The organism is Ruegeria sp. HKCCD4315 (assembly GCF_013112245.1).
Taxonomy (GTDB): domain Bacteria; phylum Pseudomonadota; class Alphaproteobacteria; order Rhodobacterales; family Rhodobacteraceae; genus Ruegeria.
Genome location: NZ_WVRN01000001.1, coordinates 2,775,033 through 2,794,957, shown reverse-complemented (window position 1 = coordinate 2,794,957; position 19,925 = coordinate 2,775,033). Strand labels below are relative to the sequence as shown.

The following is a 19,925-nucleotide window of genomic DNA, read 5'->3' as shown; positions in this document are numbered from 1 at the left end:
TTTGGTAAGTTCCAAAACGAAAAGGCACCCGTCAGTGGGTGCCTTTCATTGATTTGAGTTGGCGCGCAGATCAGTCGAACTTGCGCGACGGTGCCAGGACCATGGCCTCTCCGATCAGAACCTTCTTGCCTTCGACCGAGCAATGGCAATCCAGCTTGACCCGGCGCTTGGAAAAATCAATGTCGACAACCTTCACTTCGGCGTAAACCATGTCGCCGGGGCGCACAGGTGCCAGAAACTTAAGCGACTGACCCATGTAGACAGTACCATGGCCGGGCAGTTGTTCGCCAATCACCGCCGAGATCAGACCCGCTGTCAGCATCCCGTGGGCGATACGGCCTTCAAAGATCGTGTCGCGGGCATAATCGTCATCCAGATGCACCGGATTACGGTCGGTTGAAACCTGCGCGAACATCTCGATGTCTTCGTCCGTCACCACTTTGCGCAGGTAGCGGGACATGCCCATTTCGATGTCTTCAATACAGATCGTTCCGCGTGGAAGATTGTCCAACATGTTGCCCTCACTCGAAATCGGCCGTGAAAGAAAAAACCATCTTTAGGCCAAGGTTGGCAACTTTATTACTTCGCAACTGCAGAAAATCAAGTCTTTTCTGATTACCGCAAGCGACCGATTGTAAAGGTCGGGTTGATCTTTTCCCTTTTGATATAATCGGTTAGCGATTCATGATGCGGGTGGTGCGACGTTTTTGTCTCGGCTGCGGCCAGACCACCTGAAATAAACAGGGAATCAATGCCCTCTCCCATGCCGCCCAGAATGTCTGTATGGGGTCCGTCGCCGATTACCAGAATGTCACCATCTGGAATATCATGCCCCAGCTCCTGCAACCTGCGGCGGGCCAGATCATAAATCGGCGGATGCGGTTTGCCGAAATACAGGCTTTCACCACCCATTTCGGTATAGAGCTTTGCCAACGCCCCCGCGCACCATTCCCGCACCTCTCCTCGGTCAACAACAATGTCGGGATTAGCGCAAAGCAGTTTCATTCCCATCTGCTTGGCATAGAGGAAGTCGGGTCGGTTCACGTCCGGGTCGGCCATTGGATCGAACGGGCCACAGCAAACAATGCCTTCGGCCTCTTTAAGCGGCACACGTTCGATATGAACGGGGTGATGCAAAAGCTTCAAAGGCTCGAAAAAGCCTGCATCTCGCTGCCATTCACCCATGAAGTAAACCTTGTGTCCGACAGCGCCCCGGAACATCGCTGAGCGCGCGGAATCTCCGCTGGTCGCAATGGTGTCATAGGCATCGGCGGGCACATTGAACTGACCCAACTGTTCAGCCACGCCTGCCCGAGGCTTCGGTGAGTTCGTCACAAGTACAACAACCCCGCCTTTTGCACGATAGGTCTGCAATGCCGCAACGGCTTCGGGGAATGCAGTGATGCCGTTGTGCACACAGCCCCAAAGGTCGACAAACAGCGCCTTATAGCGGTCAGAGATCTCGGCAAGCGAGGAAACGATCTGGGTCATTGGGGCCTCTGTAAGTAAATTCGCGGTTGCGACAGCTATGGCAAAGCTGAGACCCAAACACCATCCCGCATTCCCTTTTGCGCCGAGGATTTGGTGAATCTACTAGTCGTCTTCAGTAACGTCCGTAACATCCGGGGCCTGCTGGACGTTTTCAGTTCCCAAAATGATCTGTGCTCCAATTCGGGTCTGGTACCGAATAACGGCCAGATATCCGGGCCCGAGTTCCTTCTGCAATACATAAACAAGGGGGGGATCACGCAGGTTTTCAGGCAGCAACCCCGCAACGGAAGAAACTTTGAACTGAGCTTCAACGGGCAGGTCGACGATCAGCCAGACCTCGACCCGTTTGCGCTGGGCGTTGACATCTACCCGAATGATTTCAACTGAAACTGGATCGGCCCATTCTCTGATGGCTTCGGCCAGTTGGGCCTCGGTGCGCGTTTCAAGATATCGATTGTATGTGGACTTCCCGAGTTGCAGCACCACGACGACCAGGAATGCCAGCGCAACAAACACGCTTGCTGTAAAATTCAGTTTGCGCTTGCCCTTGCTGAAAACCACGGAACGTGCCGCATAGACCAAATAAACGGCACAGGCCGAAAGAATAATTGCGCCAAGATTTGTTGCGAACAACAAGCCCGCCTCGTAGGCCTCGGCAGGCTCGCCAAAATACAACAAAATACCTGCTGCTGAGAGAGGCGGCACCAGAGAAACGCCAATGGCTGCGCCGGGCAAAAGGCTCAGCTCGGATTTGTTGATTTGAACATAGGCCCCGGCAACGCCAGCGGCGAGCGCGACGATCAGGTCTTCGGTTCCGGGGTCTGTACGTGCAAGAACCTGATCGGGGATCAAAATACCGCGTGGGACGTCTGCGACATAGACCATAAACCATGCCATCAGCACACAGGCACATGCCGCCAAGCATACCGTTAGGGCCAGAGCGACTGCGCGTTTCAGCCACCCCATGACCATCGCGGCAGCCACCCCCAGAATTGGCGTCATAAGGGGCGCGACAAGCATGGCTGCAATCACGACGGCCCCGGAATTGCGCAGCAATCCCATGGTGGCAATCACAACAGACAGGGTCAGCAGCATCGCAAAGCGTCGCCAATATGCGGCTTTGTCTGTCCCCTCAAATCGAAGGATGCCCTTGGTCGTACTGAGGCTGCGAATAACGATGGTGTGTGCCTGACCTATTTTGAGTTCTGTACCCAAAGACAGATTAACAATCGTTACCGTTTCCGCAAATGGCCGAACAGAAAGAAAAAAGGCGCCCGATTGGGCGCCTTCTTTTTGGCTTCAGGTGCCGATCAAACCTTCAGGTTTGGAATGATCTGTTTTTTACGGCTCATGATGCCCGGCAGAACAACGGCATCGCCATCAACGACGGCACCAAAGCTTTTCTCGGCAACAGATTTGACCAGATCGTTCGGAACCAGCAGCGTGGCCTCTTCGTTCAGAATGTCGACGACGAACAGAAGAACCTGGTCGACACCGTCTTCAGCGGCCACGTCAACCATCGATGCAGCCAGGCTGGCTTTGCGATCCAGCACAACGCCGGGGGCTGTTGTTTCCAGAACCGAGACGCGGAACTTGGTGCCGTCGACCTCGTATTCCTTGCTGTCCATGCGGATCAGCTCGGCGTCAGAAAAGGACGAGACGTCTGATTTCGCGGCAAACATGTCGGCTGCATAGGCCGAGATATCCAGCTCCAGCTCAGCGGCCAGCTTTTCCGCCACCGCACGGTCATGCGCTGTGGTTGTAGGCGAGCGGAATTCCAGCGTGTCCGACAGAATGCAGGTCAGGGCTGCGCCCTTGATGGCGTCGGGCATCTTGGCAGCTTCGTCGCCCATGAGGTCGACCATGATGGTCGCGGTGCAGGCCAGTGGACGCACGGTGATGTCGATCGGACCTTTAGTTTCCAGACCACCAACCAGCTTGTGGTGGTCGATGATGGCGCGGATATCAGCGTCGTTGATGCTGGCGGGCAGTTCTGCCGGGTTGTTGGTGTCGACGATGACAACGGGAGTGTCCGCAGCCAGATCTTCGATGATGCGTGGCTTGGGCAGGTCCCAGTTTTCAAGCATAAAGGCCGCTTCGGTGTTGGGCTCACCCAGCAGAACCGGCTCGGTCTGTTCACCTTTGATCTCGTTCAAATACCACGACCACAGGATCGGCGAGCCGGTGGAGTCGGTATCAGGGGATTTGTGGCCAAATACTAGCGTTGTCATGTCAGCGTCCTGCGGATTGGAAATTTGCGCGCCTTATAGGGCGAGCAAACGCGGTTGTCACGACACAGTCGATAATGTGCGACCGTTGGTCTGAAAATGGCCCAGCGGTTCAGAATTCCGCCCGCGTCAGGCTGTATCCTGCCTGCTCTAACTGGTTCAGCAGACCATGTTCATCGCTAAAGTGGCCGACGCCTACCGCAATGACGGCAGTTTGATCTTTGATCTCAAGAATATGCGTCATCCAATTGGCATTGCGTTCAATCAACAACTGCTGTTCGAACTCTGCCCATTCGGCATCAAATTCTGCTTCGGTCAGACCTGAAAGCTCTTGCCCCAGCATTCTGCCCAATACAAAGACTTCCGCGTGTTTTTCTTCGAAATACAAACTCGCCATGGTGGCGATCTGGTCTTCGATGTTTTGGAAGGTTCCAGCCATCCGAGCGAGTGATTGAGCCTGTTCTTCGATCGAGTAAGCGTCGAACATGGTCATCAGGTCTTCGATGCTTTCCAGCGAGTATTGCGGGATACCGTGCTCTTTTGCCAACTGCGTCAGACGCGCGTCCAATCCGTTGGTTCCGTTGGGATCCTGTATGATGCAAGCCGGCAAAGCCAAAGTCATACTCAGGAACCATGGGCGCATCTTGGCGCCCATCCAGCTGGGAATGCCGCGATCAGCCATCTCTGATGAAAGAGTGGCCCAATCCTCTTCGGAAATCAGATCCACAAGTGTGGGCCCCGATGTGATCAGGACAGGGCTTGGGTCAGCTGCAAGTTTCCGCTCCCAATCTTTCATTTCCTCCTGAAGGATTTCGAAATAGAACGCATCAGCCTGCGTGAGCGTTGGAGTCAGACGCTCGACGATTGCGTCCATCTGCGGGTAGTTCAGGTGCATGGTGCCCACAAGATGCAGCACAGTGTCGTCTTTGGTTGCAATCCAATGATTGCCTTCGGGATACAGAATTTCTGCTAAAGCGTCCTGCAGGTCGGCTTGGACCGCAGGGGACAAATCGCCTCTCAGGTCGCGTCCCTCGCAGCCAGCCTGCACTATGGCGGGCCACAAAAGGCCGAGGAAGAAAAGAAGCACGCGCATCGTTGAATTTCCTTTGAAAGCAGAGTTGCTGCAACACTGTACTGGCGGATGGGATGTTGCAAGTTCGATTGCGTTTTTCGATCAGCGGGCTGGTAATCCACCGCAGTTTGCGTAGCATAAACACATGACCCGCGAGCAGGACCTCTATCCCCCGATCAAAGCACTGTTGGAGCGCCAGGGGTACACCGTAAAGGGCGAGGTTGGGGCGGCTGATGTTGTTGCGGTGCGCGAGGGTGAGGAACCCGTGATCGTCGAACTGAAACTAAGGTTCACGCTGTCGCTGTTCCACCAGGCGATCACGCGGCTGAAATTGACAGATCAGGTTTATGTGGCTGTTCGCAAGCCCACGGGTCGAAGCGCGCGACGGGCGCTTAAAGATAATCTGGCGCTGTGTCGACGTTTGGGCCTGGGCCTGATCACAGTGCGCGCTGACAATGCGGTCGAAGTACAGTGCGATCCCGGCCCCTATGCACCGCGCAAGAACAAAGGCAGGACCACGCGGCTGCTGCGTGAATTCGACCGGTTGGAAGGGGACCCGAACGCGGGCGGCGCCACGCGGCATGGGATTGTGACCGCCTATCGACAAGACGCGCTGAAATGCGCGGCCTTTCTGGCCGAACATGGCGCAACCAAAGGTGCAGAGGTTGCCAAATCGGCGGGCGTTCCGGCTGCGACCCGGCTTATGCGAGAAAACCACTACGGGTGGTTTGAGAAGGTTGAAAAAGGCGTCTACGGCCTTACTTCTCAGGGAAGCGAAGGGCTGAAGCACTGGGCTTACAGCTGGGAACAGCAGGACTGATCCGATCCGCGAAAAAAATCCCTCACAACTTGTTGACTCGGGGTTTTAGACTCCCTAGCTATGCGTCGTTATCACTCACATACCCTGAGTGCTAACGCCCCGTCGGAAGACGAGGGGAGGATTAACAACTTTGAGCCCAAGGAGCTGCAAAGATGGCATTGAAACCGCTTCATGACCGTGTGCTGGTTCGCCGTACCGAAAGCGAAGAGAAAACCGCAGGCGGCCTGATCATTCCTGACAGCGCAAAAGAAAAGCCCAGCGAAGGCGAAGTCGTCGCAACCGGCGAAGGCGCGCGCAAGGACAGCGGCGAACTGATCGCGATGGCGGTCAAAGCTGGCGACAAGATCCTGTTCGGCAAATGGTCGGGCACTGAGGTTCAGGTCGACGGCGAAGAGCTGCTGATGATGAAAGAAAGCGACATCATGGGGATCATCGAGTAAGCCAAAGCGCTTTCTCTGATCTTCATTACAAACTTATTTCTCAAGGAGAAACGACATGGCTGCAAAGGACGTCAAATTCGACACCGATGCCCGTAACCGCATGCTGGCAGGTGTGAACATCCTGGCCGATGCTGTTAAAGTGACCCTGGGCCCCAAAGGCCGCAACGTGGTTCTGGACAAATCCTTCGGCGCACCGCGCATCACCAAAGACGGTGTTTCGGTTGCCAAGGAAATCGAACTGGAAGACAAGTTCGAAAACATGGGCGCGCAGATGGTGAAAGAAGTCGCCAGCCGCACCAATGACGAAGCCGGTGACGGCACCACCACCGCGACCGTTCTGGCCCAAGCCATCGTTCGCGAAGGTCTGAAGCAGGTTGCAGCGGGCCTGAACCCGATGGACCTGAAGCGCGGCATCGACCTGGCAACCTCGAAGGTTGTTGAAGGCATCAAGTCGGCCTCGCGCGAAGTCAAAGACTCGGCAGAAGTTGCTCAGGTTGGCACCATCTCGGCCAACGGCGAAGCAGAAATCGGCCAGCAGATCGCAGATGCGATGCAGAAGGTTGGTAACGAAGGCGTTATCACCGTCGAAGAAAACAAAGGTCTGGAAACCGAGACCGATGTTGTCGAAGGTATGCAGTTCGACCGTGGCTACCTGTCGCCTTACTTCGTGACAAACGCAGACAAGATGATCGCAGAACTCGATGACTGCATGATCCTGCTGCACGAAAAGAAACTGTCCTCGCTGCAGCCGATGGTTCCGCTGCTGGAGCAGGTGATCCAGTCGCAGAAACCGCTGCTGATCATCGCGGAAGACGTTGAAGGCGAAGCGCTGGCAACTCTGGTTGTCAACAAACTGCGCGGCGGCCTGAAAATTGCTGCTGTCAAAGCACCGGGCTTCGGCGATCGCCGTAAAGCCATGCTGCAGGACATCGCGATCCTGACCGGCGGTCAGGTCATCAGCGAAGACCTGGGCATGAAGCTCGAGTCCGTCACCATGGACATGCTGGGCACCGCCAAGAAGATCGAAATCACCAAAGACGAAACCACCATCGTCGACGGTGCTGGCGAGAAAGCAGAGATCGAAGCCCGCGTTGGCCAGATCCGCACTCAGATCGAAGAAACCACCAGCGACTACGACCGTGAGAAGCTGCAAGAGCGCGTTGCCAAACTGGCAGGCGGTGTTGCCGTTATCCGCGTCGGCGGCATGACCGAAGTTGAAGTGAAAGAGCGTAAGGACCGTGTGGACGATGCTCTGAACGCAACACGCGCTGCCGTTCAGGAAGGCGTTGTTGTGGGTGGCGGTGTTGCTCTGGTTCAGGCCGGTAAAGCACTGGACGCTCTGGAAGGTGCAAACGCTGATCAGAACGCAGGCATCAACATCGTTCGCAAAGCCATCGAAGCGCCGCTGCGCCAGATCGCCGAGAACGCAGGTGTTGACGGTGCGGTTGTTGCGGGCAAAGTCCGTGAGTCTTCGGATGCTGCATTCGGCTTCAACGCGCAAACCGAAGAATATGGCGACATGTTCTCGTTCGGTGTCATCGACCCGGCCAAAGTTGTCCGCACCGCTCTGGAAGATGCGGCATCGGTTGCTGGCCTGCTGGTCACCACCGAAGCTATGGTTGCTGACAAGCCTCAGAAAGACGCGCCTGCTGCAGGCGGCATGCCCGACATGGGCGGCATGGGCGGCATGATGTAACCACGTCGAATTCGCCTAGGCGAATTCTGACGGCCCCGACAGGTGATTGGCTGAATGGCCAAGCTACCGAGAGGGGGTGCCACAGTGCTTGTTTTCGGGGTCGCCTTCGGGCGGCCCCGTTTTTGTTGCCGATAGCCGCTTTGCGGCTATGCCTCCGGCGGGAGTATTTTGGAAAAGATGAAGAACGTGCCGCGTGTCCAAGGATTGTGAGTGTCCATATCGCTTGCAACCGGATATGCGGGGTCCATGCAACTGTTTGTTCTGACCGCCCTGACCATGTGCGCCTTTGCGGCGAATTCCATCCTAAACCGGTTGGCTATCGACAGCGGCGCCAGTGATCCGGCCGGTTTCGCGGTTATGCGGGTGCTGGCGGGCGCGCTGGTTTTGACTGCGCTGGTTTTGGCACGTGGCGGGCACTTGCCTTTGCACAACCGTCGGCGGGTCATTGGGGCGGGATCATTGTCTCTGTACATGATCGGGTTTTCCCTGGCGTACCTGACACTGGATGCAGGTCTTGGTGCGTTGGTTTTGTTTGCCGTGGTGCAAATCACGATGTTTGCCTTCACTGCCGTCAAGGGTATGCTTCCAACCCGGCGACAGTTGGCGGGCGCGGCCATGGCCTTGGTGGGGTTGGCCTATGTCCTGTGGCCATCGGGCACGGTGCGGGTTGACCCGGCAGGCACCGCCCTGATGATTGCCGCAGGTGTCGGATGGGCCGCTTATTCTTTGGCAGGGCGATCCGAACCAGATGCTTTGCAGGGCACGGCTGCAAATTTCCTTATCGCTTTGCCTGTCACCGGATTAACGCTGCTGATCACAGGGGCAGATTGGAACATGACTGGTATGGGCTATGTGCTGGCAGTTGTGTCCGGGGGTATTACGTCAGGGTTGGGTTACGCTTTGTGGTATCGCGTGCTGCCGAACCTTGCGCCAACAGTGGCGGCCGTGGTTCAACTCAGCGTACCTGTCATTGCGATCCTGGGGGGTGTTGTGCTGCTTGGTGAAACGGCCAGCGCCCGGTTGGTCTTGGGCACGGCGGTGGTTCTGGGCGGTATTGCGCTGGCCGTGCTGCAACGTCAGCGGAGCTAGGGCTTTCATCGGCGTCTCATAGGCTTTATCTGGCGCGTATGAGACTATTGATTGCCCTGCTGTTTTTCATTTTCCCTGCCGCCGCCAGCGCGAAATGCGTGATCCTTTTGCATGGGCTGGCGCGGACTGAGGCTTCGTTTGCCGTGATGGAGGAGTTGTTCGAGGCACATGGCTATAAGGTTGTGCGCCCCGGGTACCCATCGACCGAAATTGGCATTCCGGAACTTGCTGAACAGACCCTGCCTGATGCTTTCGCCGCTTGCGGAGAGGATAAAGTCAATGTCGTTGCGCATTCCATGGGCGGCATCCTGCTGCGGTATTGGCTAAAGGATCACCACCCCGCCAATATGGGCCGCGCTGTCATGCTTGGCCCTCCGAACCAAGGCAGCCAGCTGGTTGACGAGCTCAGCGCGTGGGAGGTGTTCGGGTATCTGAACGGCCCAGCAGGGCTGCAACTGAGCACAGGGCCCGAAGGCATCCCTCGTCGTCTGCCCCCGGTGGATTTCGAACTGGGTGTTATCGCAGGAAGTGAATCTCTGAACCTTGTGTTTTCCTCGATTATCGATGGTCCCGACGATGGCAAGGTTTCGATTGAAAGCACCAAGGTCGAAGGTATGACCGATCATCTTATCTTACCGGTGACGCATACTTTCATGATGAACAACCCGCAGGTCATGGCACAGGCACTGCATTTCATCGAATTCGGTCGGTTTGATCCGCAGATCACTTGGCTCGATGGTGTGATGGACATAATAGACGAGATCTGTATCGGGCAGGACTGCCCAGACCCGGACTCGGAGCGTTCACGATGACTGCTTTGAACCTGACATTGACCGGGGCAGAGGTTCTGTTGCCGGGTGAGGGTTTGGCTCGTGCTGATCTGACCATAGCAGAAGGTGCGATACTGGCAGAACCAACCGGGCGCAGGGTTGATCTGAGCGGCTATCTTGTCTTGCCCGGCATTATCGATCTGCACGGGGACGGTTTCGAACGCCATATCGCCCCACGTCGCGGTGCAATGAAGCAGATGAACGAAGGCATTCTTTCGGTCGAGGCCGAGTTAGCTGCGAACGGCATTACCACCGCAGTGCTGGCTCAGTTTTACAGCTGGGAAGGCGGCGTGCGAGGACCGGACTTTGCGGCGCAGGTGTTTCAGGCCATTGCCGCCGAAAAAGACAGCACCGTCACGGATCTGATCCCTCAACTGCGGTTTGAGACCAATATGTTGGAGGACTATGCCGGATTGGCCCGTCGCATCGCTGACTGGCAGGTGCCTTACGTAGTGTTTAATGATCATCTGCCGCATGATCGCTTGGCGCAGGGTAAAAAGCCTCCACGCCTGACCGGGCAGGCGCTGAAGGCCGGGCGCAATCCAGATGCGCATTTTGAGATGTTGCTCAACATGCATGCGCGTCGTCACGAGGTGCCAGCGGCAGTCGAGGCGCTGTGTGCTGACCTGGGGGAAATTGGCGTACGTCTGGGCAGCCATGATGACGCCACCGCTGAAGCAAGGGCATGGTGGCGTGATCGAGGTGTCCGTATTGCCGAATTCCCGGAAACGCTGGAGGCTGCCGAGGCGGCACGTTCAGCCGGGGATCACATCATCCTTGGTTCACCCAACGTAGTGCGGGGTGGATCGCATAAAGGAAACGCGAGTGCGGTCGAACTGATCGCTATGGGCCTTTGCGATGCCTTGGCGTCAGACTACCACTATCCCAGTCCGCGCCGGGCTGCATTGATGCTGTTCAAAACCGGTTTGCTTGATTTCGAATCTGCTTGGAACCTGATTTCTTCGGGTCCTGCAAAAGTGCTTGATCTGCCGGACCGGGGCACACTTACCCCCGGCAAACGGGGTGATTTGGTCATTCTCGATGCGGCTACCCACCGGGTCGCATCGACCATGGCCGGTGGGCGTATCAGCCACATGTCAGGGGACATTGCGGCACGCTTTCTGAACGCAACGATGCCGTAGATAAAGTATTACTTTATCGCTTAATCCTGTTGAAATGCCCCATCTTGCGTCCGGCTTTGACCTCGGCTTTGCCGTATAGATGAAGTGCTACGTCCCGCTCGCGGGCCAGCTCGGGCACGCGATCCATGTCGTTGCCGATCAAGTTCTCCATCACCACATCCGAATGACGCTGCCCGTCGCCCAGAGGCCAGCCCGCCACGGCGCGAATATGCTGTTCGAACTGATCAACAGCACAGCCATTCTGCGTCCAATGGCCCGAGTTGTGCACGCGCGGTGCAATCTCGTTCACTATCAAACCAGCGGGCGTGACGAACAGTTCTACCCCCATGACACCCACATACTCCAACGCATTCAGGATGTTGGCCGCCAGCAGGATTGCATCTGTGCGCTGGGCAGGGGACAGGCGGGCAGGGATCGTGGTGGTGTGCAGGATGCCGTCGCGATGTACATTCTCGCCCGGATCGAAACAGGCCACCTGGCCGTCCAGCCCCCGTGCTGCGATGATCGACACCTCGTGTGAGAAGTCCACGAACCCTTCCAGAATAGCAGGCGCGCCCGCCATGTCGGCCAAAGCAGCCTCGGCGTCCTCGGGGCTGCGCAACCGCGCCTGCCCCTTTCCGTCATAGCCAAAGCGGCGTGTTTTCAGGATCGCAGGTGTCCCGATTTGTTCGATTGCCGTGTTCAGGCTGTCCAGATTGGAAACATCCGCAAACGGGGCCGTTTTCAGGCCCAAGTCTTGCAGGAAATTCTTCTCGGTCAAACGATCCTGACTGACCCGCAGCGCTTCGCGCCCCGGGCGGATCGGGCGGTGGGATTCCAAAATGTCCAGCGCCTCGGTCGGGATGTTTTCGAACTCATAGGTGATGACATCCACCGCGTCGGCAAATGCTTTCAAGGCATCGATGTCGTCGTAAGCTGCCGTCGTGACACGATCCGCGACTTGCCCGGCGGGCGGGTTTGCGCCCGGTTCATAGATATGTGTGACAAAGCCTAGCCTTGACGCCGCCACTGACAGCATCCGGCCCAGTTGACCGCCCCCAAGAATTCCGATCACCGCGCCTTGGGCAAGCATTTCTGCCATCTTCAACTCTCCAAACGTTTGCCAATTGCACTCAACGCCGAACGCAGCGCGTCATGCGCGCCCTGATCCCTCAGGGCGTCTGTCATCTGCAAGCTCAATGTGCCCTCTGTCGCAAGCGCGTCACGCTCCTGCGCCAGCCGACCTGCGTTGCCTTTTTCCATCGTGGCCAGGAAGCCTGACATCAACTGGGTCGTATAGAACTCGGCCTTATCGGCATCACCAGTTACATCGCCCAGCCATTTGGTGCCTGTGGCCATCAGATCCAAAATGCCGGGAACCATGGCGCAAATGGCGAAATGTGCGTTCAGCGCGAATTCATCCGCAACCTTGACCACAGGGTTCTCGGGCTCAAAAAGATCGGCCAACAACCGATCGTTGCCAAAAGCAGCCATCGGGCAGCCGCCGGTATCCAGAAAGCCCAGTGGAATGGTCTGAACGAAATCTGCCGCCGGCGCGCAAAGCCGAGCAAGTTGCTCGGCGGAAACCGCAGCCATAACAGAAACGATCTGCTGGCCCGCGCGAAAGGTTAGTGGGGTCAGAACCTCAGCGGCGATATGCGGGCGCAGGCACAGGAACACAATGTCCGAGGCATCAATCACCTCCTGGGGAGCAGCGACCGTAACGCCCAGCTCGGCTTTCAAGGCAGATGAAACATCGGTATTACGCTCGGTCACGCAGATTTCATGTCCTTTGGCAGCCATCAACCGCGCGATAGGGGCGGCGATATGACCTGTGCCGATGATGCCGATGCGGCTCATCCCTGCGGTTCCTCAGGGATTGAGGCCGACAACGCCTCGCGCCAGTTGTCCAGCCGTTCGGCCAAAGCCACGTCTTGCAGAGCCAGAATACCCGCTGCCATCAGGCCGGCGTTGGCTCCTCCAGCGGACCCGATTGCCATGGTCGCAACGGGAAAACCCTTGGGCATTTGCACGATGGAATACAGCGAATCCACGCCTGACAGGGCGCGGGTCTGTACGGGAACTCCGATCACCGGCACCCGCGTTTTCGATGCCATCATGCCAGGCAGATGCGCAGCGCCGCCAGCGCCCGCGATGATCACGTGCAATCCACGCGATACGGCGGTCTTGCCATAGTCCCACAGCCGGTCTGGTGTGCGGTGGGCCGATACGATGCGCGCTTCGTAAGCGACGCCCAGTTCGTCCAGAATATCTGCGGCTTCTTTCATCGTGGGCCAGTCAGATTGGCTGCCCATGATGATCCCGACTTTCACTTCGCTCATCCGCTTTCATCCCTGCGCTCAGAAAGAGCGCGCACTATAGCCAAATCCGGTTCTCTGGCAATGCGCTACAGGGTGTTCAGGCAATGATATCGGGGGTCAGGCGGTCTTCGATGATGCGGATGATGTCTTTCAGACGCAGTTTCTCTTTTTTCAGTCGTCGTAGCGTCAACTGATCCGCAGTTCCCCGGTCATGCAGCGCTTCAATCGCTTCGTCCAGATCGCGGTGCTGACGGCGGAAAACTTCCAGTTCAACCCGCAGAACTTCATCAGTTTTCATAGAAAGATCAGTGGGCGCGTTCATTGGCGACTCGGGGTTGTTGTGGTGCTTGCCCAACAAGATAGTGTGTCAGACGTTATCGCGCCAGACCTTGTGGACATCCTGGTTTCTTCCCATATTCTATTACATGCGGTTGCCAGAAAGGGGCTGCACACCACGTCGCTTTGACAAAGAAGGACGAAAATACGTGTCGAAACTTACTCTTGGCTCATACCCGCATCTTTTGGGGTTCGAGCAACTGGAACGCCTTCTGGAACGGTCTGCAAAGGCTGGCAACGAAGGATACCCGCCCTATAACATCGAACAGACTTCGGACTTTTCCTATCGCATCACTCTTGCGGTTGCAGGGTTCGCCGAAGAGGATTTGTCGATCACGATCGAGGATCGCCAACTGGTGATCCGGGGCCGTCAACGCGACGACAGCGAGGGGCGTATATTCCTGCATCGCGGCATTGCGGCGCGCCAGTTTCAGCGCATGTTCGTGCTGGCTGACGGTGTCGAAGTGGGCGAGGCGATCATGGAAAACGGTCTGCTGCATGTGGATCTGACCCGCGCCGTGCCGGAAGCTGTGGTGCAGACCATCAACATACGCAAGGGGTAAGAGCAATGAATACACCGATAGAACTCAACACCGAAGGCGACCGTATCGTTTATGTCAAAACCGTCGAGGTTGCCGATCTGCCGCGTGATCTGCGCGATCAGGCAGGGGATTTGGACCAGCTTTACGCTGTACATGATTCCGATGGGCAGCAACTGGCGCTGGTGGCCGACCGCAAGCTGGCTTTTGTGCTGGCCCGTCAGCATGACTTGTCCCCGGTGGCCGTTCACTGAACGGCCTCTCTGCGCCTATTGGGGCGTGACAATTCCCGCAACACAAGCGACACATACGAACTGGCGGGCTATGCCGCTTTCACCTGTCACCGGGATATAATCGCATGAGCTGGTTCGAATTCGATTGGGTAGACGCCTTCAGTGACCGCGCCTTTGGTGGCAATGGATGTGCCGTGGTTCATGACGGTGCACATCTGCCCGAGCAGGTGTGCATGGCCTATGTGCGCGAAACCTCTCTGGTCGAATGCACCTTTTCCGGCCCATCCGACGTGGCCGATATCCGCGTACGGTACTTTCTGGCCAGCCGGGAAATTCCCTTTGCCGGGCATCCAACAATTGCCACTGTCGCTGCCATGCGGTCGCGTGGGATGATCGAAGGCGAAAGCCTGACGCTGGAAACCGGGGCAGGGGTCGTCTCGATTCGGTTGACAGGTGATGAGATCGAAATGACCCAGGTCGCACCTCAATTTGGTGCACATGTTCCGGTGGATCTGGTGGCTTCGACTATCGGCCTTCCTGAAAGCGCTATAATCTCTCCGCCTCAGTTTGTTTCAACCGGTCTGCCGTTCTGCATCACCGTTCTGCGCGACCATGAGGCCTTGCGCGCGGCTCAACTGGTCGAGGGTCCTTTGAGAAAAGTAGCCGAGGCCGCCGGATTTTCGGGTTCGGATATGGCTGAACCCTTTCTGGTCACGCTGGAAGGAGCCACCGATGCAGGTGATACGTTCTCGCGTCTGTTGCTCGCCCCTCCCAGCCCGCCCGAAGACCCGTTCACTGGGTCTGCTACGGGCGCCATGGCGGCGTATCTTTGGAAATATGGATTGATGTCCAAAGACAGTTTCGTCGCGGAACAGGGCCACGACATGGGACGTCCCGGACAGGCCACTGTCACGCGTGTTGGCCCGACAGATGGAATGACCGGGATCAAGGTCGCTGGACGAGGACACGTATTGATGCGCGGGCAGGTCGATCTGCCGACGAACGAATAGACAAGGACCGGGATTTCGCAATTTTGAGCGGAACGTCTGACAAACAGAACTTCCGCTGAACTGGCCGCGCATGGCCACGCCGCGATGTGAAATCGCACAATATACTGTCTTTACCGCCTTGGCGCAGGTCGCATCCAGTCCAATGGCTTGATTGGCGCGGACCGAGAGTCGATCCCGTGTCGGGCGCAAAGCGCATCGAGATATGATCCCGGAACCGGTAGTCCGGCCAGTTGGGTTGCCAACAGCTTTTTCTGATGACCGTAGACATGGACCGAATGCGTAACTTCGCCCTCGATCTCGACCAGCGCCACGTTCGGGTCATGCAGTTTCCAAAGCTCGGCAGGTGCCAGCGGATAGAGGGTCTCGGCCGCCATCGCGTACTTGTCTTCACCGGTTTGGCGCAAGAAATGCCCAAAGGCTTTTGGGCCAGAGCTGCCCCAGGGCAGGCTTTCTATACCCCAGCTTTCACCGTTTGCGATACGCTCACGATTATGCCGTCTTGCACGCCGACCACGCCATGGTTGGGTTGGGTTTGCCGACATCACGAAATCCTGCATCAGCCCAAGCGTTTGGGAGTTATTGGGCAAGCGTAGAACCCCGGTTGGAAAGTCGTCGGCTTTGGAACGCGCGAACACCCAATCAGACGAAAAGTCGAAGGCTTTCACGCAATATGCGTCGAGATCGACCCAGATGACCTCGCTTTGCTGAATCAGATGCAATCTGAAGATGTCTGAAAATACGGCTACGCCCTGTCGGTCGCCGGGTTGCAGGGGAAAGGGCGGGGGCCAGAAGACGTCGCTGGCGGGGCGCGTCTGGACACCTGCGGGGATGCCTTGTGTCTCGTGCGGGAGATACAGAACAAACGCATGCCCTTGGTCCAGAAAGGATCGAATGCAGATCTGCTCCAGCCAGGTCAGATCGGACCCGAACCAGAAACTGGCAATGGTTGGCAAAGTGCGAGTCATAGTTCGTGTCTACCCGGCATCCCGCCACACAGCACCAACCCGGGCAGCGCTTGTCAATCAGGACAAACAAAAAAGGCCCCCGTAAACCGGAGGCCGAATTGTCTTGGTGCGCTGGCGTCAGTTTGCAGCGATCAACCCCATGCTTTCCAGCTTCAGCAGAACCTGATGGGCACAGTTATCGACGTCGACATTCTCTGTCTCGACGGACAACTCTGGGTTCTGGGGCACGTCATAGGGGTCAGAGATGCCGGTGAACTCTTTGATCTTGCCCTCGCGCGCCAGTTTGTAGAGGCCCTTGCGGTCACGGCGTTCGCATTCCTCAATCGAGGTCGCAACATGTACTTCACAGAAGGCACCGAACTGTTCGATCTCTTCCCGAACCGCCCGGCGTGTGGTGGCGTATGGGGCGATCGGTGCACAGATGGCGATACCACCGTTTTTGGTGATCTCGGATGCCACATAGCCAATGCGGCGGATGTTCAGGTCGCGGTGCTCTTTCGAGAAACCCAGTTCTGACGACAGGTTCTTACGCACGATGTCTCCATCCAGCAGCGTCACGGGACGGCCACCCATTTCCATCAGCTTGACCATGAGCGCGTTGGCGATGGTCGACTTGCCCGAGCCTGAGAAGCCGGTGAAGAACACGGTAAAGCCCTGTTGGCTGCGTGGTGGCTTGGTTTTGCGCAGTTCGGCCACAACCTCTGGGAACGAGAACCATTCCGGGATTTCCAAACCCTCGGCCAGACGGCGGCGCAGTTCTGTGCCGCTGATGTTCAGGATGGTGACATCATCCTTATCGAGAATCTCGTCATTCGGCTCGTATTGAGCGCGTTCCTGCACATAAACCATGTGTTTGAAATCAACCATCTCGACGCCAATTTCATCTTGGTATTGGCGGAACAAGTCCTGCGCGTCATAGGGGCCATAGAAATCTTCCCCGGCTGAATTCTTGCCCGGACCGGCATGGTCGCGCCCGACAATGAAGTGCGTGCAACCGTGGTTGGCGCGGATCAGACCGTGCCAGACCGCCTCGCGCGGGCCCGCCATGCGCATCGCCAGGTTCAACAACGACATCGAGGTGGTCGAGGCTGGGTACTTGTCCAGAACCGCCTCATAGCAACGGACACGGGTGAAGTGATCCACGTCTCCGGGCTTGGTCATGCCGACCACAGGGTGGATCAGCAGGTTGGCCTGTGCTTCCTTCGCGGCGCGGAAGGTCAGTTCCTGATGCGCACGGTGCAGCGGGTTGCGGGTTTGGAAAGCCACGATGCGGCGCCAGCCCAGTTTGCGGAAATAGGCGCGCAGTTCGTTCGGTGTATCGCGGCGGGCGCGGAAGTCATAGTGAACGGGCTGTTGAATACCCGTCACCGGACCGCCCAGATAGACCTTGCCAGCCACGTTGTGCAGATAGTTGACTGCGGGGTGCGCGTCGTCGTCTGCGCCGAATACCTTCTCGGCCTCGCGCGCCTTGTCCGGCGTCCAGCGGTCGGTCACGGTCATGGTGGCAAGGATCACGCCTTCCTGATCGCGCAGGGCGATGTCCTGACCCAGCTCGATGCTGCCTGCAAACTCTTCGCTGACATCCAGCGTGATCGGCATCGGCCAGAGCGCACCATCGGCCAGGCGCATATTCTCGACCACACCGTCATAGTCAGCCTCGGTCAGGAACCCTTTCAGAGGGTTGAACCCGCCATTCATCAGCAGTTCCAGATCGCAGATCTGGCGCGGGCTCAGGTCATGGCTGGTCAGATCCGCCGCCTCAACCTTAAGTTTCTGAGCGGACTCATAGGACACATAAAGCTCGGGGATCGGGGCCAGATTGCTTAACATCGTCATTGGAATACTCTTATCGCAGTGTTGATTAGCCAGTGGGTATCAGGCGTTTTCTGGGCATTTGCACTGACTGTTGGGCAAAGTCCACCGGCGTCAATGAAACAAAGGAGGATATGCGCTGATTTTTTCCGAATTGGAAGGAATTTCTAACTTGGAAGCACGCCGTGTGACATGGTTCTTCGGAATGGAATGAATTCCCTCAGGCAGAGTATGACTGTTCCTGTTTTTGTCCATTTGGCTCTAGTTGCGAGGCGCGCATCACTGGCAGGGCGGGAATCGGCTCTGAGACACCGCGCAGTTCGAAAGCTCTGATCTCTGCTTGTGCCACATCCACACCTGCGGCGCGCAGCAATTCGTCAGAAACCAGCAGTTCGACACCCAGCGCTTTGGTTTCGCTTTCCAGGCGGCTGGCCACATTGACTGCATCACCGATGATTGTTTTTGCGGCGTGGCCTTGCGCACCGATTTCACCCACGACCAGATCGCCAAGATGCAATCCCATACCGATGCGTATTCCGGGGCTTCCTTCAGCCTCAAGCTGTTGGTTGAACAGATCCAGCGCCCGGCTGATCGCGATCGCCGCATTTAACCCGGCGCGGGCCGAGGTTGCCGCATCGCGTTTTTCAAAAACCGCCAGCAGCCCGTCGCCCATATATTTGTCCACGATGCCGCCTTCGTCTGTAATGGCGGGCACCACCGCATCAAAAAACCGGTTCAGTAAAAACACGATGTCATAGGGCAGCTGCCCCGTTGTGCGGGCGGTAAAGCCTCGCATATCCAGAAACAGAACCGCCAATTGACGTTCCTCTCCCTGGCTGGCGTGTCCACGAATGCGTCCTCCATCTGGTCGGAAGACACGGAAAACGGTGGTCGGCTCTGTGGGGCGGATCTGGCAGGCCAGACGAGTCTGGGGCGATGCGCCAACCGCAGCCAGACTGCGCGCCTCGACCTCGCTGGGAGGCGGTAACGCGTTGCCGCCGTCTTCGACTATGACGCGGCATGTTGTGCAGCGTCCTTTGCCACCGCAGAGGGCCGCATGGGGGACGCCGTTGGCCTGGGAAATCTCAAGCAATGTCATGCCCTTTTCCGCGACCACTTCGGGCCCTCGGGCATAGGAAACACGTACGGAATGCCTGCGCCGCCAGAGTTTGCGTCCAATGAAAACCAGACCTGTTGCGCCAAGTGCCAGCCAAAAGGCCATCAGGGCATTGTCCTTGACGCTGAACAGCATTTGAAAAGCTTCGGGAGATGGCCAGTTGTAGTGCTCGATATACTGTTCGCGCAGAAACTCGTCTGCAAAGTCGGCCCAGATGCGGCGCCCTTCGGTCAGCAGGCCAGCCAGTGCGAACAGTGGAACAAAGACCGCGACGCCGATCAGATAGGGTACGGCACGCGACCACCATTTGGTCAGTCGCAGCCACATATGCAGGCCGATGCATCCATGCACCCATACGATCAGAAGCAGCGCGCTTTGCATCCAGACCGCAATGCTGGGCCACATCAGGATGATAATGTATCCCATCTCGTCATTAACGTCATAAACCTCATGCGCGACCCGTGTGTGAATAATGTGCGAGATCAGTTGCAAAGGGATCAGCAGGCCCAGCACTACTTGAAGTGCTGTGCTGAATGGCATGCGCAATGTCCTGCGCTGCGCGATAGACACGAGGGCCAGACCGGCATGCACGAACAGCGCAGCATAGAGAAGCACGCTCATGGCGTCGTGGCGCGTCACCTCTTTCCGGCCGTCCTGCATACCGTGCAGATAATCGGTATGAAACAGGCCCAGGCCGATGTTGATGAAGTGAAAAAACGCAAAGACAAACAGGATCAGGCCGCTGCCGATCCGAAGTCGGGTTGCCCACCCGCCGCGCCAAAGAGCGTTGTTCAAAAGCTCACCC

At 57.2% G+C, this 19,925-nt stretch carries 21 protein-coding genes; 9 read left to right on the top strand and 12 right to left on the bottom strand.

Translation table 11 applies throughout. The features are described 5' to 3' along the window. Window positions 1–70 precede the first annotated feature (70 nt). The 5 genes from GS646_RS13870 to GS646_RS13850 form a co-directional block, all read right to left on the bottom strand. The gene (locus tag GS646_RS13870; RefSeq protein WP_171091711.1) at window positions 71–514 is read right to left on the bottom strand and encodes a MaoC family dehydratase; all 444 of its coding nucleotides are present in this window, start codon (window positions 512–514) and stop codon (window positions 71–73) included. A gap of 101 nt (window positions 515–615) precedes the next feature. Beyond that, entirely contained in the window at window positions 616–1,491 is an 876-nt protein-coding gene (locus GS646_RS13865) for a TIGR01459 family HAD-type hydrolase (protein WP_171186421.1), read from the bottom strand. Window positions 1,492–1,593: 102 nt separating this feature from the next. Beyond that, complete coding sequence (locus tag GS646_RS13860; RefSeq protein ID WP_171186419.1) at window positions 1,594–2,586, bottom strand: DUF389 domain-containing protein; 993 nt, start codon at window positions 2,584–2,586, stop codon at window positions 1,594–1,596. A gap of 215 nt (window positions 2,587–2,801) precedes the next feature. Continuing rightward, entirely contained in the window at window positions 2,802–3,722 is a 921-nt protein-coding gene (locus tag GS646_RS13855) for a manganese-dependent inorganic pyrophosphatase (RefSeq protein WP_171186417.1), read from the bottom strand. 109 nt (window positions 3,723–3,831) lie between these two features. Then, window positions 3,832–4,812 (bottom strand): TraB/GumN family protein, encoded by a 981-nt coding sequence (locus GS646_RS13850; protein ID WP_171186415.1) that lies wholly within the window; start codon window positions 4,810–4,812, stop codon window positions 3,832–3,834. Window positions 4,813–4,936: 124 nt separating this feature from the next. Between GS646_RS13850 and GS646_RS13845 the strand changes: the two genes are divergently transcribed. The 6 genes from GS646_RS13845 to GS646_RS13820 all read left to right on the top strand — a co-directional run bounded on the left by GS646_RS13845 (window position 4,937) and on the right by GS646_RS13820 (window position 10,808). Beyond that, on the top strand, window positions 4,937–5,611 hold the full coding sequence (locus GS646_RS13845) for a DUF2161 domain-containing phosphodiesterase (RefSeq protein WP_171186413.1): 675 nt from the start codon (window positions 4,937–4,939) through the stop codon (window positions 5,609–5,611). Between the two features lie 152 nt (window positions 5,612–5,763). Beyond that, window positions 5,764–6,051: a co-chaperone GroES gene (gene groES / locus GS646_RS13840; RefSeq protein ID WP_170352338.1), complete on the top strand. Its 288-nt coding sequence runs from the start codon at window positions 5,764–5,766 to the stop codon at window positions 6,049–6,051. A 55-nt stretch (window positions 6,052–6,106) separates the two neighbouring features. Beyond that, window positions 6,107–7,747 (top strand): chaperonin GroEL, encoded by a 1,641-nt coding sequence (gene groL, locus GS646_RS13835; protein ID WP_171186411.1) that lies wholly within the window; start codon window positions 6,107–6,109, stop codon window positions 7,745–7,747. A 246-nt stretch (window positions 7,748–7,993) separates the two neighbouring features. After that, entirely contained in the window at window positions 7,994–8,836 is an 843-nt protein-coding gene (locus GS646_RS13830) for a DMT family transporter (protein ID WP_171647867.1), read from the top strand. A 38-nt stretch (window positions 8,837–8,874) separates the two neighbouring features. Continuing rightward, window positions 8,875–9,648 carry a triacylglycerol lipase gene (locus GS646_RS13825; RefSeq protein WP_171091697.1) on the top strand — a complete coding sequence of 258 codons (774 nt, stop codon included), beginning with the start codon at window positions 8,875–8,877 and terminating at the stop codon, window positions 9,646–9,648. Further along, on the top strand, window positions 9,645–10,808 hold the full coding sequence (locus tag GS646_RS13820) for an alpha-D-ribose 1-methylphosphonate 5-triphosphate diphosphatase (RefSeq protein ID WP_171647774.1): 1,164 nt from the start codon (window positions 9,645–9,647) through the stop codon (window positions 10,806–10,808). The genes GS646_RS13825 and GS646_RS13820 overlap by 4 nt, the downstream gene beginning before the upstream one ends. Window positions 10,809–10,821: 13 nt before the next feature. Here the strand turns inward: GS646_RS13820 and GS646_RS13815 are convergent, their stop codons facing one another. From GS646_RS13815 to GS646_RS13800, 4 genes are all read right to left on the bottom strand, one after another. Continuing rightward, complete coding sequence (locus tag GS646_RS13815; RefSeq protein ID WP_171647775.1) at window positions 10,822–11,889, bottom strand: 5-(carboxyamino)imidazole ribonucleotide synthase; 1,068 nt, start codon at window positions 11,887–11,889, stop codon at window positions 10,822–10,824. 2 nt (window positions 11,890–11,891) lie between these two features. Then, window positions 11,892–12,647 (bottom strand): NAD(P)-binding domain-containing protein, encoded by a 756-nt coding sequence (locus GS646_RS13810; RefSeq protein ID WP_171186405.1) that lies wholly within the window; start codon window positions 12,645–12,647, stop codon window positions 11,892–11,894. Next, window positions 12,644–13,129 (bottom strand): 5-(carboxyamino)imidazole ribonucleotide mutase, encoded by a 486-nt coding sequence (gene purE / locus GS646_RS13805; protein WP_171186403.1) that lies wholly within the window; start codon window positions 13,127–13,129, stop codon window positions 12,644–12,646. The genes GS646_RS13810 and purE overlap by 4 nt, the downstream gene beginning before the upstream one ends. Before the next feature lie 76 nt (window positions 13,130–13,205). Beyond that, window positions 13,206–13,430, bottom strand: coding sequence for a YdcH family protein (locus tag GS646_RS13800; RefSeq protein WP_050604880.1), 225 nt, complete (start codon window positions 13,428–13,430; stop codon window positions 13,206–13,208). A gap of 163 nt (window positions 13,431–13,593) precedes the next feature. On the opposite strand from GS646_RS13800, the gene GS646_RS13795 reads away from it, so the two are divergent. From GS646_RS13795 to GS646_RS13785, 3 genes are all read left to right on the top strand, one after another. After that, window positions 13,594–14,007 carry an Hsp20 family protein gene (locus GS646_RS13795; RefSeq protein ID WP_171091687.1) on the top strand — a complete coding sequence of 138 codons (414 nt, stop codon included), beginning with the start codon at window positions 13,594–13,596 and terminating at the stop codon, window positions 14,005–14,007. 5 nt (window positions 14,008–14,012) lie between these two features. Continuing rightward, the gene (locus tag GS646_RS13790; protein WP_171186401.1) at window positions 14,013–14,237 is read left to right on the top strand and encodes a DUF1150 family protein; all 225 of its coding nucleotides are present in this window, start codon (window positions 14,013–14,015) and stop codon (window positions 14,235–14,237) included. A 104-nt stretch (window positions 14,238–14,341) separates the two neighbouring features. Beyond that, window positions 14,342–15,226 carry a PhzF family phenazine biosynthesis protein gene (locus GS646_RS13785; RefSeq protein ID WP_171186399.1) on the top strand — a complete coding sequence of 295 codons (885 nt, stop codon included), beginning with the start codon at window positions 14,342–14,344 and terminating at the stop codon, window positions 15,224–15,226. Between the two features lie 110 nt (window positions 15,227–15,336). On the opposite strand, the gene GS646_RS13780 is transcribed toward GS646_RS13785, so the two are convergent. From GS646_RS13780 to GS646_RS13770, 3 genes are all read right to left on the bottom strand, one after another. Beyond that, entirely contained in the window at window positions 15,337–16,191 is an 855-nt protein-coding gene (locus GS646_RS13780) for a hypothetical protein (RefSeq protein ID WP_171186397.1), read from the bottom strand. Between the two features lie 117 nt (window positions 16,192–16,308). Next, the gene (locus GS646_RS13775; protein WP_171186395.1) at window positions 16,309–18,027 is read right to left on the bottom strand and encodes a bifunctional sulfate adenylyltransferase/adenylylsulfate kinase; all 1,719 of its coding nucleotides are present in this window, start codon (window positions 18,025–18,027) and stop codon (window positions 16,309–16,311) included. Window positions 18,028–18,223: 196 nt separating this feature from the next. Continuing rightward, a complete protein-coding gene (locus tag GS646_RS13770; RefSeq protein ID WP_171186393.1) occupies window positions 18,224–19,915 on the bottom strand; it encodes an adenylate/guanylate cyclase domain-containing protein in 1,692 nt (563 codons plus the stop codon). Window positions 19,916–19,925 lie beyond the last annotated feature (10 nt).